A 13,145-nucleotide genomic window follows, 5' to 3' on the forward strand; every position below is an offset into this window, starting at 1 on the left:
CCAGCGCGCGCCCCGCCCGCGTGGCGCGGGCGGCGACATCCGCCGCCACCGCGCTGGGGTCGCCGAACATCCCGTCGAGCAGCAGGGCGACATAGCCGCGCGCCATCACCGAGAGCGCTTCGAGCAGTTCGACGGCGGTCTTCGCCCCCTGCCCCGGCGGCACCACCTCGAACGCGCTCGGCAGCAGCAGGTCGATGAACTCCCGGGTGCTGTTGCGCAGTTCGAGGTGGTGGGCGCGCAGACCGGGGGCGAAGAGCAGCTCGAAGGCGCCCCGGTGGACGGCGGCGGCGCGCACGTAGCTGCCGGCGACCATGGCCAGGCGCTCATGGGGCGAGGAGGCCGTGGCCATGGCCTGGAGATGGATGGCCTGGAGCCGGTGCGAGACCTCCAGGGCGGCGGCGGCCAACAGCGCGTCGCGGTCGGCGAAGTGGCGGTACGGCGCCCCGGGGCTCACTCGGGTGCGGCGCGCGGCCTCCGCCACCGAGAAGCCGCGCACCCCCACCTCGTCAACGATCTCCAGCGTCGCCCGGACCAGCGCGGCGGCCAAGTCGCCGTGGTGGTAGGCGCCGCGTTCTCTGCCCCCGCTGCGTGCCATCCGGCTGACCTTACCGGACCCCTGAGCCGCGCTCCCCGGCCAGGTCACGCATCGCCCGCAGGGCCTCGCGCGACCGCTCGATACGGATCGGCAGATCGCGCACCCGCACCCCGGTGGCGTGGTGGAATGCGTTCGCGATCGCGGCGGCCGAGCCCACGATGCCCAGCTCGCCGATGCCTTTGCCACCGACCGGGTTGGAGCGGTCGTCGTGCTCGTCCAGCCAGTGCACTTCCAGTTTCGGCACATCGGCGTTGGCGGCGATGTGGTAGCCCGCGAAGTCGTGGTTGGCGAAGTCGCCGAACGCCGGGTCCACCTCGCCGACCTCCAGCAGCGCCATCGAGAGCCCCATCGTCATCGCCCCGAGGAACTGCGAGCGGGCCGTGGCGGGGCTGAGGATCCGCCCGGCCGCGAACACCCCCAGCATCCGGTCGACGCGGATCTCGCCGGTGTCGGCGTCCACCCGCACCTGGGCGAACTGCGCGCCGAAGGTGTGGCGTGAGAGGTCCGCCCGCTCCTGGAGGTCCTCGGTGGTGTCGGCCACCACCTCCAGGCCCCCGTCCGGGACGACACCCGCGTAGCCGCGCATCTCCTCCACCAGCGCGCGGCACGCCTTGTGGACGGCCCAGCCCCACGAGGACGTGCCCATCGAGCCGCCCGCGAACGGCGCCACGCCCAGCGACGCCCGGCCGATCTCCAGCCGCAGCCGCGTCGGGGACACCCCGAGCGCGTCCGCCGCCACCTGCGTGAGCGCGGTCCGCGCCCCCGTGCCGATGTCGACCGCGCCGATCCGCACCACGAAGGTCGCGTCCGGCTCGGCGCGCACGGTGGCCGTGGAGGGCAAGGTGTAGTCGGGGTGGTGCGAGGCGGCCATGCCGGTGCCGACCAGCCAGCGCCCCTCCCGGCGGACCCCCGGCGCCGGATCGCGCCGCTCCCAGCCGAACCGCTCGGCGCCCTCGCGCAGACACTCGACCAGGCTGCGGCTGCTGAACGGCTTGCCGGTGCCCGGGTCCAGCTCCGGCTCGTTGCGGATGCGCAGCTCGATCGGGTCCATGCCCAGCTCGACGGCCAGCTCGTCGATGGCCGACTCCAGCGCGAACATGCCCGGGGTGTGGCCGGGCGCCCGGAACCAGGCGGGCGTCATGATGTCCAGCGGCGCCACCTTCACGGTGGTGCGGACATCCGGTGCCGCGTACATCATCCGCGTCGAGGACACCGTCTGGTCGGCGAACTCCAGCATCCTCGACCGCGGCTGCACCGACTCGTGGTCGATCGCGGTCAGCCGGCCGTCCCGCTCGGCCCCGAGCCGGATCCGCTGGATCGTCGGCGCCCGGTGGGGGACCAGCGCGAACATCTGCTGCCGGGTCAGCGCGATCTTCACCGGCCGCCGTACGACCTGGGCGGCCAGCACCGCCAGAACGGCCGGCGAGCGCGGAATGCCCTTGGACCCGAAGCCGCCGCCGACGTGCTCGGTGACCACCTCCACCGCGTCCAGGTCGAGCCCGAACAGCCCGGCCATCAACTGCGCGGCGAAGCGCGGGCCCTGGTTGGAGTCGTGCAGGGTCAGCCGGCCCTCCTGCCAGGAGGCGATGGTGGCATGCGGCTCCATCGGGCTCGGATGCTCCACCGGAGTGGTGTACGTGGCGTCGGTGCGCACCGGGGCGGCCGCCAGGGCGCGCTCCACATCGCCGCGCTCCTCGAACCCGGGGCCGCCGTCGGTCACCCGCTCGGGGACGTACGCCGCCTCGTCGTCCGCGCGCAGCACCACATCGTGCGGCTCGGGCGCATAGCTCAGCCGCACCGCCGCCGCGGCCTCGCGCGCGGACTCCAGGGAGGTGGCCACCACCGCCGCCACGATCTGGCCGTGGTAGGCGACCTCGGGGGACTGCAGCACGAACAGGTCGGCGCTGACCTCCGCGTCCGTGTTCAGCCGCGGGGCGTTGCCGGAGTCGAGGACCGTCAGCACACCTGGCAGCGCGAGGGCCGCGGACGCGTCCACCTCCGTCACCCGGCCGCGGGCGATCGTCGACTGCACCGGCCAGACATAGGTGATGTCCGGGGTCGGGAACTCATAGGAGTACAGCGCCTCCCCGGTGACCTTCTGGGGGCCGTCCACCCGGGTCAGCGGGGCACCGATCGTCTGCTCGACGGTGGTCATGCGCGGTCCTTCCTCGCCACCAGGTCGCGGATGGCCGCGACGATCAGATCAATGGTCAGGTCGACCTTGAACGCGTTGTCCGGCAGCGGGCGGGCGGCCGCCAGCTCCGCCCGCGCCGCCTCGCGCAGCGTCGCCACGTCCGGGCGCCGCCCCCGCAGCAGCTCCTCCGCCGTCCTGGCCCGCCACGGGCGCGGCGCCACGCCGCCGAGCGCGATCCGCACGTCCGCGAGCCGGCCCGCCTCGTCCACACTCACCGCCGCACCGACGCTGACCAGCGCGAAGGCGTAACTGCGGCGGTCGCGCACCTTGCGGTAGACCATCTCCGCGCCCGGTGGCGGCGCGGGCAGCTCCACGGCGGTGATCAGGTCGCCGTGCTCCAGTACGGTCTCCCGCTGCGGCGTGTCGCCGGGCAGCACGTACAGCTCCTCCACCGGAACGGTGCGCGTGGCGCCGTCCGCCGAGCGCAGCCGCACCACCGCGTCCAGGGCGACCAGGGCCACCGCCATGTCCGACGGGTGGCTTGCCACGCAGTGCTCGGAGGTGCCCAGGATCGCGAGGTCGCGGTGCGCGCCCTCGATCGCAGGACAGCCCGAGCCCGGCTCACGCTTGTTGCAGGGCTTGGTCACATCCTGGAAGTAGCCGCAGCGGGTGCGCTGCAGCAGATTCCCCGCCACCGTGGCGACCGTGCGCAGCTGCCCCGACGCGCCCGCCAGCAGCGACTGCGACAGCAGCGGGAAGCGCTCCCGTACGCCCAGGTCGCCGGCCAGCTCGCCGTTGCGCACCGCGGCGCCGATCAGCGCCGAGCCGTCGGCGCGGTGCTCGATCCGGTCGTGGTCCAGCCGCGAGACGTCCACGACCAGGCCAGGCCCGGCGACGCCGAGCTTCATCAGGTCCACCAGATTGGTGCCGCCGCCCAGATACACGGCGTCGGGCCGCTCCGCCACCAGCGCGGCCGCCTCGGCGGCGTCGGCGGCGCGTACATACGCGAACTCCCTCATCGCGCGCCCCCCTCCGCGCCCGCCGCCTCCAGGACCGCTTCCACGATGCCGCCGTACGCGCCGCAGCGGCACAGATTGCCGCTCATCCGCTCGCGGACCTCCTCGTGGTCCAGCGCGCCGACGCCCTCGGCGGTGTCCTCAGTGACCTGGCTCGGCCAGCCGCGCCGGGCCTCGTCGAGTGCTCCGATGGCCGAACAGATCTGGCCGGGGGTGCAGTAGCCGCACTGCAGCCCGTCGTGGTTGAGGAAGGCGCGCTGCACCGGGTGCAGCTCGGCGCCGTCCGTAAGGTCCGCCACCCCCTCGATCGAGACGATCTCCCGCCCCTCGGCAGCCACCGCGAACATCAGGCAGCTGTTCACCCGCTCGCCGTCCATCAGGACGGTGCAGGCGCCGCACTGCCCGTGGTCACAGCCCTTCTTCGTACCGGTCAGGCCCAGCCGCTCACGCAGCACATCGAGCAGAGTGGTCCGGTTGTCCACGGTCAGGGCGTGTGCGGCGCCGTTGATACGCAAGGTGATGTCGCTACTTGGAGACGAATGTGAGAGGGTCATACATCCAATGTATCAATCTCTTACATGAGTTGAGGGACTTTCAGACATGCCAGAGGCAGAGATGCCGCGTGTCGCGATGCCGGGCCCTGGGGGATGGGCCGGTGGGACCCCGGGTGGCGAGGCGCCGAGGGCGGTCGAGGAGGCGTACCGGTGGTGGCGGGCGGGCCGGCCGTTCGCCCGCGCCACCGTCGTGGACACCTGGCGCTCCTCACCCCTGCCGCCGGGCACGAGCATGCTGGTCGGGCCGGACGGCTCCGCCGTCGGCAGCGTCTCCGGCGGCTGCGTCGAGGGCGCGGTCTACGAACTGGCCCAGGAGGTCATCGCCTCGGGCGCACCCGTGCTCCAGCGCTACGGGGTGAGCGACGACGACGCCTTCGCCGTCGGGCTGACCTGCGGCGGAGTCATCGACATCTATGTGGAGCGGATCGACCCCACGGGATTTCCCGAGTACGGCGAGGTGGCCTCGGCCATCCGGGCCGGGGCGCCGGTGGCCGAGGTGACCTGCGTGGCCGTCGACGGCCCCGACCCCGCGGGCAGGCTGGGCCGCCGCCTGGTGGTCCGGCCCGACGGCACCACCGGGTCGCTCGGCTCCGAGCGGCTGGACGCGGCGGCCGCCCAGGCCGCGCGCGGCATGCTGGCCGGCGGGCGCACCGGCACCCTCCGCCACGGCTACGACGGCCGGCGCCTCGGCCAGGAGCTCACCCTCTTCGTATCCGCCCACGCCGCGCCGCCCAGGCTGCTGGTCTTCGGCGCCGTCGACTTCGCCGCGGCACTGGCCCGTATCGGCGGCTTCCTCGGCTACCGCGTCACCGTCTGCGACGCCCGCCCCGTCTTCGCCACCCGGCGCCGCTTCCCCGAGGCGCACGAGGTCGTGACCGACTGGCCGCACCGCTATCTGCGCGCCGAGGCGGAGGCGGGCCGGCTGGACGAGCGGACCGTGGTCTGCGTCCTCACCCACGACCCCAAGTTCGATGTGCCCCTGCTCGAGGTCGCGCTGCGCCTCCCGCTCGGCTACATCGGCGCCATGGGCTCCCGCCGCACCCACGAGGACCGGCTGCGCCGTCTGCGCGAGCGCGGCCTCGGTGAGGACCGGCTGGCCCGGCTGGCCTCGCCGATCGGCCTCGACCTGGGCGCCCGTACCCCCGAGGAGACCGCGGTCAGCATCGCCGCCGAGATCGTCGCCGACCGCTGGGGCGGCAGCGGCACCCGTCTGACCTCGCGCACCGGATCCATCCATCCGGCGGCCGGTGGCTGAGACGGCCGTACGGAGCGGGGCGGGCCGGGGCCACAATGGGTCCGTTTCCGAAGATGGATGTAAGGGGAATCGAGTCAGCCGTGGAGACCGCGAGAAACACCGAGGAGGAGACCGGCCCGGCACAGGAGGGCCGACCCGCCGGGCCTGACGGGGACGGGACGGCCGCAAGGGGGTGGCGGCGCTGGGTCATGGATGTGCGGCCCCTGCGGCACCGTCCGTTCCGCCGTCTGTGGGCATCCACCTCCATCACCACGATCGGCAGCCAGCTCACCGCGGTGGCCGTGCCCAAGCAGATCTACGACCTCACCGGCTCCTCGGCCTGGGTCGGCTACGCGAGCTTCGCGGGGCTGCTGCCGCTTGTGGTCTTCGCGCTGTGGGGCGGCGCGGTCGCCGACCGGGTGGACCGGCGGACCCTGATGCTGGTCACGGGGGTCGGCATCGCCGTCATCTCGGTGCTGTTCTGGGCGCAGTCCGCCGCCGGGATCCACTCGGTGGCGCTGCTGATGGTGCTGCTCGCCGCCCAGCAGGGCCTGTTCGGCATCAACTTCCCGGCCCGTAGCGCCTCGATAGCCCGGCTCGTCCCCGCCGAGGAACTGCCCGCCGCGGGCGCCCTGCAGTCCACCGTCGCGCAGACCGGCATGGTGCTGGGGCCGCTGCTGGCCGGGGCGCTGATCCCGCTCATCGGCCTGTCCACGCTGTATCTGATCGACGCCGTCGCGCTGTGCTTCACCCTGTGGGCCGTATGGCGGCTGCCCGCGCTGCCCCCGCTGGACACGGGCGACGAGGCCGACGAGAGGAAGGCGCGCGGCAGGCGGCGGGCCGGCGGGCGGGAGGTGGCGGACGGGTTCCGTTACATCGTGGCGCAGCGGGTGCTGCTGCTGTCCTTCCTCGCGGACATCGTCGCGATGGTCTTCGGCATGCCGCGGGCCCTGTTCCCGCAGTTGGCGTCGGGCACCTACGCGCCCTGGGGCGAGGGGTTCGCGCTCGGGTTGCTGTTCGCCGCGATACCCATCGGGGCGGTGGCCGGCGGGCTGCTGTCGGGGACCTTCTCCCGGGCCCGCCACCACGGGCTGATGGTCAGCGCCGCCGTGGTGGTCTGGGGGCTGGCCATCACCGGGTTCGGGCTGAGCGGCGGACTGTGGTGGGCGGCGGCCTTCCTGGCCGTGGCGGGGGTCGCCGACATGGTCTCCATGGTCTTCCGCGGGGCGATCCTCCAGTCGGCCGCCACCGACGATATGCGCGGCCGGATGCAGGGCATCTTCACGGTCGTCGTGGCCGGCGGTCCGCGCCTGGCCGACCTGCTGCACGGCACGGCCGGCTCGCTGTTCGGCCCCCGGGTGGCGGTGACCGCGGGCGGCCTGCTCGTCGTCGTCATCATGCTCGCCCTGACCGCCGCGGTTCCTTCCTTCCGGCGCTACACCGCCTGAGGACACGCCCCGGCCGGGCCCGTCAGGGACGGGCCCGGCCCTTTCCGTCGGCAGGCGGCTAGTCGGCAGGTGGTCAGATACGGTCGGCCGCGATCAGGAAGTACTGGAAGGAGCCGTCCTTGTAGGAGTTGATGAACGCCTCCTCAATGCCTGTGACCAGTGAGGACGTGGCCCGTAGCGCCCAGTAGGGCAGGGTGGCGGGAGTGAGGTCGACGACGGCCTGCGGTACGAGCCGATTGTCGGCCATGGCACGCAGATACTCCCGGCGGGAGTGGATGTTGCACTCGAAGTGCGCGTTGATCTGGGAGACCCACTTCGAGGGCTGGCCGTAACGCGGGTTCCAGCAGCCGGTGATGGTCACATAGCGGCCGCCGACCGCGAGGATGCGGGAGTGCTCGGCGAAGAGGTCGTGCAGGTCGACGTACATGCTCGACTCGTTGTTCCACGAGGCCGCGGCCTGCCCGGTCTCGAAGGGCGTACCGAGCATATTGCAGACGCGGGCGTGGACATGGTCCTCGATGCCGAGTTCGCGGGCGCGCCGGTTGGCGAAGTCGGCCTGCTTGGCCGACAGCGTGACGCCCTCGACCTTGCACCCGAAGCGCTGGTGGGCCATGACCATCGAGCCGCCGCGGCCGCATCCGGCGTCCACGAGCGTGTCGTCGCGCTCAATGGGGCCGAGGTGGTGCAGGAGGAGTTCGGCCTGCGCCGACTCCAGGCGGTGGAGCTCGGCGATCAGCCTCTTCTCGTATTCGCCGTCGTCGGCGGCGCCGAGGGCGGCGTGGTCGACGTCGCCGATGCCGTAGTGGTGGTGGTAAAGGCCGTCGACATCGCCGAGCCGCAGGTTCACGGGCCTGGCCTCGTGGTCCCAGTAGCGGGCGATGTCCCCCTGGTAGGGCGTCATCGGGGCGGGGATGAACACGGAGGCGCTGCCGGCGGTGGCGACGGTGGTGAGATCGGCGCTGGTCACGGATAAGTCCATTCTTCTTACCAGAAGTCGGGCAGGCTGTAGCGATAGGTGTTGGTCTGGTGCCAGTAGTGGTTGCCGTCGACCCATACGGCCACGCCCCGCACAAAGCGCTGCACGCTCGGGACGGGGCAGGCGGCGGCCAGGGCCGCGGCTTCGGCCTCGAAGTCGTGCATGAGCTCGTTGTGGACCTCGACCGCCTTCAGGTAGCCCTCGCGGTCGGAGATGCCCTCACGTTCGGCGATCACCACGGGCAGGTTCAGATGCCGGCCGGGGCTCGCGAGTTCCTTGGTGTACGAGTACAGGTCGTTCACGATGGTGGTGGCGTTCCCGGCGAGCGCGATGACCCGCTGCATGGCGGGCTGGGCGTGCAGGTCCGCGGGGAGTTCGTAGCCGCCGACGGTGTCGGTGATGGTGGGGCAGGGACGGAAGTTGTTGAACTGGCGCATCGCCAGGTATTCCCACACCTCGGGGACGTGGTCCGTCTGGGCCCAGGCGGCCTCGGCGAGGTACCCCAGGTGCAGCCGGGCCATGTCGTGCCGGAACCGGTCGGCCTGGGAGGCGCTGGCCGCTTGGAGGAAGTACTCCATGGCGGAGCGGTAGGCGCGTCGGGGCGCATCCGAATGAAGCGACTCCGCCCACGGCGGTTGGTACTCCTTGGTCGTGTGCAGGGGGTCGAGGGCGGTGTGCGCCAGCAGAAGGCGTCCGCCGAGGCCGATGGGCGAACCTCCGTGGTCCTCGCAGTAGCAGTCGTCCACCGCGTTCTCGGCGACCATCAGGCGCGTGGCGAGCATCAGATGGTCGACGGTGGGGGCGTCCGGATGGCAGGCGACCATGTAGCGCCCCACGGAGAAGCCGTCGAACTGGTCCTCCCAGTCCTCGGGGTACAGATCGACCTCGTCCAACGCCCATGCCTTGATCCTGCGGCCGACCTCCTCCACCCGCACGGGGTCGGGCTCCGCCACTGGATGGTGGTAGAGGCCCGGGACCGGGTTGCCCTCCGCCGGAGCTGCTGGAGCTGTAGGCAGTTCAAGCGGCTCCGGTGGCTCCGGCGGCTCTTCGCGCCGGACCAGGTGCAGGCTCGCCGTGCCCAGGCCACTGGGGCCACGCAGGATCCGTTCCAGGACGGTGCTCGGCGCCTCGAAGCGGGAAGCAGCGGCGGGCAGGCTCGACTGCGGAGGCTGCGGAGGCTGCGGAGGCGGCGGAGGGGAAGGCTCGGGGGCGGGCATCCATGGCTCCTTTTGGCTAGTCGTGCCTGCGGGCGATCTGCACGTTCTCCAATACGCCGAGCGCGTCCGGCACAAGGACGGCGGCGGAGTAGTAGGTGGTGACGAGATAGGAGGTGATCGATTTTCCGTCGATGCCCATGAAACGCACCGACAGGCCCGGTTCGTACTCCTCCGGCAGACCGGTCTGGCGCAGACCGATGACGCCCTGGTTGTCCTCGCCGGTGCGCATGACGAGGATCGAGCTGGTGTTCTCCTTGGTGATGGGGATCTTGTTGCAGGGCAGGATGGGGACGCCGCGCCAGGCCGGGACCTGCTGCCCGCCGAGGTCGACGTGGTTCGGGTAGATCCCGCGGGAGTTGAACTCACGCCCGATCGCCGCGATCGTCCTGGGGTGGGCGAGGAAGAACTTGGAACCGCGGCGGCGGCAGAGCAGTTCGTCGAGGTCGTCCGGGGTGGGCGGGCCGGAGTGGGTCTGGATGCGCTGCTTGAAATCCGCGTTGTGGAGCAGACCGAACTCCCGGTTGTTGACCAGCTCATGCTCCTGGCGCTCGCGCAGCGCCTCGATGACGAGCCTGAGCTGCTCCTCGGTCTGGTTCATCGGCCCGTTGTAGAGATCGGCGACCCTCGTATGGACCCGCAGAATGGTCTGCGCCGCGGAGAGTTCGTACTCACGCGGTTTCAGCTCGTAGTCGACGAATGTCCCGGGCAGCTCGGGCTCGCCGTTGTGGCCGGCCGACAGCGCGATCTCGGCCTCGCCGTGACGGGTCTGCCGCCGGCGGAGAAGTGAGCTGAACCGCTGGATATGGGCTTGGAGGCCCGGCGCCGCGGACAGTACGGAGGCGAAGTCGGCGCGGGACAGGGTGAGCAGGGTGCCGGCGGTCTCGGCGGTGGCCGTGCAGTCCCACCGGGCGTCCGCGTCCAACAGGGCGTTTTCACCGAACCGGTCGCCGTCGGCGAGTACGGCGACGGCGACCTCGTCGCCGTACTTGCCGACGGAGGTCCGGCTGATGCGGCCGTGGGCGATCAGATGGATCTGCTCGGCGGGCGTACCGCGCTCGACCAGCACTTCGCCGGCGTGGAAGTCGCGCTGAACGCACCGGCCGGCGATCGCGGTCAGCACCTCCACGTCCTCGAAGCCGCGCAGCAGGGCCAGTTCGCCGAGCTCGCGGGGGATCACCCGGACGTCGGCACCATCCTGAACGAACTCGATGCGCCCGTCGCCGACCGTGTAGCTCAGCCGACGGTTCACCCGGTAGGTGCCGCCCTTGGCCTCCACCCAGGGGAGCGTCCGCAGCAGCCAGCGAGAGGTGATCCCCTGCATCTGCGGGGCGGACTTCGTCGTGGTGGCGAGGTTACGGGCAGCCGCCGTACTCAGACTGGACTGCCGAGACGGCTCCGGCTGTGCTTCCGGGCTGGTATCAACAGTCATCGGGCGAACTCTCCTTCGTAAGGGCGGTGGCCGGCGTGCGTGCGCGGCACCGGGAAACGCGTCACCGGGGAACGCGCCAGCGGAAAGCGGAAAGGAGGGGGCAAACTTCCGGGAACCCGTCCAGATCCCGGGGAACAGTAACGGCCGGTGCGCCCAGGGGTCCCTCGGAAGCCGTCGTTATTAACTCGATGCGATGATCTGACACCGCAGAATGTTTGCCCGGGGAGCCGACGGTATTCGGACACGGCCGCGGGTACCGTGATGATCAACAGACGGCCGTGGCCATGCCAACCCCGCGCGAGCCCGTCCGGAACCGCCGAGCGGCCCAGGAGGCTCTACCAAGCATGCCCACCCTGCCTCAGCAGCCATCTGCGGATCCGCCCGGCCCGCACATGGTCGTCTGCGGCGACGACGCGCTCGCCCACCGCCTCGCCGCCGAACTCAAGGACGTCTACCTGGAGCGGGTGACCGTCGTCATCCCCGCCACGCCCTCCGCCTGGGAACCACGGTCGGCGCGGACCGCGGCGCCCGGGGCAGGGCGCGGCCGGGCGCGGGCCGCGGCGCTCTTCGGGCGGGTGACGGCGGCCGTGGGCCGCCCGTCGCTGTCCCCGCCGGAGCCGGCCGCCGCGCCTTCGGGTGCGGGCATACGGGTCCTGGAGGCGGCCGAGCCGGACGACGAGGTGCTGACCGAGGCCGGGGTGGAACGGGCCGCCGCACTCGCGCTGGTCTACGACGACGACGAGACCAACATCCACGCCGCGCTGCGCGCCCGCCGCCTCAACCCCCGGCTGCGGCTGGTGATCCGGCTGTACAACCGCAAGCTCGGCGAGCATCTGCGGGAACTGCTCGACCAGGCCGCGGCGGTCGCCGACCCGGGCCTGGATGCGACGGAGCCGGACGCCTTGACCACCGTCCTGTCGGACGCCGACACCGCCGCGCCCGCGCTCGCTGCCACCGCCGTCGCGGGCACCAGCAAGGTGATCCAGGCCGACGGGGTGCTGCTGCGGGCCGCCATCCACACCCCACGCGACCGCGACGCCATCGCGGACCCCGGGCTGTGCACCCTCGCCCTGCTCTCCTCGACCACCAACGACCCGGCGGGCCTGGAGGGTTCGGACAGCAGCGGGGCCGAAGGACCGCGCATGCTGCCCGACGACCAAGCGGCGGCCGCCGCGACCGGGCGCCGTACGGTGGTGCTGGAGGCCGTCTCGCACACCGGATCCGCGCTGCCGCCGCGCCGGCTCGGCGGCCGGGGCGTGCCGCTCGGCTCGCTGTTCTCCCGTCGGCTGCGGCGGACCGTCGTGGGGTTCGCCGCGGCGCTGCTGGCCCTCGCCGTCGCGTCCTGGCAGATCACCGGGGAACACCCGCTGCGCGCCGCCTATCTGACGCTGCTGGACATCCTCGGCACCGGCGACCCCGCGCTCGGCCAGCCGCTCGCCCGGCAGATTCTGCAACTGCTGTCCGGGCTGGTCGGCCTGATGCTGCTGCCCGTCCTGGTGGCCGCCACACTGGAAGGGCTCGGCACCTTCCGAACCGCGTCCGCCCTGCGCCGGCCGCCCCGCGGGCTGTCCGGCCATGTCGTACTGCTCGGCCTCGGCAAGGTCGGCACCCGGGTGCTGGCCCGGCTGCGGGAGTTGGACATCCCCGTGGTGTGCGTCGAGGAGGACCCCCAGGCGCGTGGCATTCCGCTGGCCCGCCGGCTGCGGGTGCCCACCATCATCGGGGACGTCACGGAGGAGGGCGTGCTGGAGGCGGCCAAGATCGACCGGGCACACGCACTGCTCGCGGTCACCAGCTCCGACACCACCAACCTGGAGGCCGCGCTGTACGCCCGCTCGCTCGAGCCCGGTCTGCGGGTGGCCATGCGGCTGTACGACGACCGCTTCGCCAGAGCCGTCTACCGCACCCTGCGGGCCGCGCACCCACAGGCGCTGACCCGCAGCCGGAGCGTGTCCACGCTGGCGGCTCCGGCCTTCGCGGGGGCCATGATGGGGCGTCAGATCCTGGGCGCGGTGCCGGTCGAGCGGCGGGTGCTGCTCTTCGCCGCGGTGCCGGCCGCGGGCCACCCGCAGCTGGAAGGCCGTACCGTCGCCCAGGCGTTCCGGCCGGGCGCCTGGCGGGTGGTCGCCCTGGACACCGCGGACGCCGGCGGCCGGCTCCGCGATCTGGCCGTGGCGCCCCCGGACGACGGCAGCGGGCGGCAGCGGGGCCTGGTGTGGGACCTCCCGCCGGACTACGTTCTGCGGCCCCAGGACCGCGTGGTGCTGGCCGCAACCCGCCAGGGCCTCGGCGAACTCCTCGGTCGCGGGCCGGTGTCCGGCCGTACGGAACCCGCCGCGCGCCCCGCCACTCCGGGCCCGGCCTGAAACAGGGCCCATGGGGGCTCTGGGGTCAGGAGGCCCCTGCGGTCAGGAGGCCCCTGGGGTCAGGACGGGCCCGCCCAGTCCAGCGTGGGTGCCAAGGCCCCCTCCAGGGTCAGCAGCCACCGCTTGACCGCGAGCCCCGTCTCCCCGCCGCCGAAGCCGCCGATGCCATCGGCGGC

Annotated in this window: 10 protein-coding genes; 3 read left to right on the plus strand and 7 right to left on the minus strand. The window is 72.5% G+C overall.

Features of this window, described 5'->3' with window-relative positions:
* The 4 genes from CCN51_RS45400 to CCN51_RS45415 form a co-directional block, all read right to left on the minus strand.
* Window positions 1–595: TetR/AcrR family transcriptional regulator (locus CCN51_RS45400; protein WP_086860896.1), on the minus strand; the 595-nt coding region annotated here is incomplete at its 3' end.
* A 10-nt stretch (window positions 596–605) separates the two neighbouring features.
* The gene (locus tag CCN51_RS45405) at window positions 606–2,750 is read right to left on the minus strand and encodes a xanthine dehydrogenase family protein molybdopterin-binding subunit (RefSeq protein WP_014181516.1); all 2,145 of its coding nucleotides are present in this window, start codon (window positions 2,748–2,750) and stop codon (window positions 606–608) included.
* Complete coding sequence (locus CCN51_RS45410; RefSeq protein WP_014181517.1) at window positions 2,747–3,748, minus strand: FAD binding domain-containing protein; 1,002 nt, start codon at window positions 3,746–3,748, stop codon at window positions 2,747–2,749. The genes CCN51_RS45405 and CCN51_RS45410 overlap by 4 nt, the downstream gene beginning before the upstream one ends.
* Window positions 3,745–4,299 (minus strand): (2Fe-2S)-binding protein, encoded by a 555-nt coding sequence (locus CCN51_RS45415; RefSeq protein WP_043488085.1) that lies wholly within the window; start codon window positions 4,297–4,299, stop codon window positions 3,745–3,747. The genes CCN51_RS45410 and CCN51_RS45415 overlap by 4 nt, the downstream gene beginning before the upstream one ends.
* Window positions 4,300–4,345: 46 nt before the next feature.
* Between CCN51_RS45415 and CCN51_RS45420 the strand changes: the two genes are divergently transcribed.
* Window positions 4,346–5,554: an XdhC family protein gene (locus CCN51_RS45420; protein WP_014181519.1), complete on the plus strand. Its 1,209-nt coding sequence runs from the start codon at window positions 4,346–4,348 to the stop codon at window positions 5,552–5,554.
* A gap of 80 nt (window positions 5,555–5,634) precedes the next feature.
* Window positions 5,635–6,981, plus strand: coding sequence for an MFS transporter (locus tag CCN51_RS45425; protein ID WP_014181520.1), 1,347 nt, complete (start codon window positions 5,635–5,637; stop codon window positions 6,979–6,981).
* Window positions 6,982–7,054: 73 nt separating this feature from the next.
* Here the strand turns inward: CCN51_RS45425 and CCN51_RS45430 are convergent, their stop codons facing one another.
* From CCN51_RS45430 to CCN51_RS45440, 3 genes are read right to left on the minus strand one after another with little or no spacing between them, the layout of a single operon-like run.
* Window positions 7,055–7,960, minus strand: a complete 906-nt coding sequence (locus CCN51_RS45430; protein ID WP_086013698.1) for a geranyl diphosphate 2-C-methyltransferase — start codon at window positions 7,958–7,960, stop codon at window positions 7,055–7,057.
* Between the two features lie 5 nt (window positions 7,961–7,965).
* Window positions 7,966–9,174: a family 2 encapsulin nanocompartment cargo protein terpene cyclase gene (locus tag CCN51_RS45435; protein ID WP_043488086.1), complete on the minus strand. Its 1,209-nt coding sequence runs from the start codon at window positions 9,172–9,174 to the stop codon at window positions 7,966–7,968.
* 16 nt (window positions 9,175–9,190) lie between these two features.
* A complete protein-coding gene (locus tag CCN51_RS45440) occupies window positions 9,191–10,603 on the minus strand; it encodes a family 2B encapsulin nanocompartment shell protein (protein WP_043488089.1) in 1,413 nt (470 codons plus the stop codon).
* 344 nt (window positions 10,604–10,947) lie between these two features.
* Between CCN51_RS45440 and CCN51_RS45445 the strand changes: the two genes are divergently transcribed.
* Window positions 10,948–12,969 carry an NAD-binding protein gene (locus CCN51_RS45445; protein WP_014181524.1) on the plus strand — a complete coding sequence of 674 codons (2,022 nt, stop codon included), beginning with the start codon at window positions 10,948–10,950 and terminating at the stop codon, window positions 12,967–12,969.
* Window positions 12,970–13,145 lie beyond the last annotated feature (176 nt).

Origin of the sequence: Streptomyces milbemycinicus (genome assembly GCF_002154605.1) — a bacterium.
GTDB classification, from domain to species: domain Bacteria; phylum Actinomycetota; class Actinomycetes; order Streptomycetales; family Streptomycetaceae; genus Streptomyces; species Streptomyces milbemycinicus.

Excerpts from the sequence above, each read along its gene's own strand:
- CCN51_RS45405 (WP_014181516.1), bottom strand. The coding sequence starts at position 2,750 with ATGACCACCGTCGAGCAGACGATCGGTGCCCCGCTGACCCGGGTGGAC.
- CCN51_RS45410 (WP_014181517.1), bottom strand. The coding sequence starts at position 3,748 with ATGAGGGAGTTCGCGTATGTACGCGCCGCCGACGCCGCCGAGGCGGCC.
- CCN51_RS45415 (WP_043488085.1), bottom strand. The coding sequence starts at position 4,299 with ATGACCCTCTCACATTCGTCTCCAAGTAGCGACATCACCTTGCGTATC.
- CCN51_RS45420 (WP_014181519.1), top strand. The coding sequence starts at position 4,346 with ATGCCAGAGGCAGAGATGCCGCGTGTCGCGATGCCGGGCCCTGGGGGA.
- CCN51_RS45430 (WP_086013698.1), bottom strand. The coding sequence starts at position 7,960 with ATGGACTTATCCGTGACCAGCGCCGATCTCACCACCGTCGCCACCGCC.
- CCN51_RS45435 (WP_043488086.1), bottom strand. The coding sequence starts at position 9,174 with ATGCCCGCCCCCGAGCCTTCCCCTCCGCCGCCTCCGCAGCCTCCGCAG.
- CCN51_RS45440 (WP_043488089.1), bottom strand. The coding sequence starts at position 10,603 with ATGACTGTTGATACCAGCCCGGAAGCACAGCCGGAGCCGTCTCGGCAG.
- CCN51_RS45445 (WP_014181524.1), top strand. The coding sequence starts at position 10,948 with ATGCCCACCCTGCCTCAGCAGCCATCTGCGGATCCGCCCGGCCCGCAC.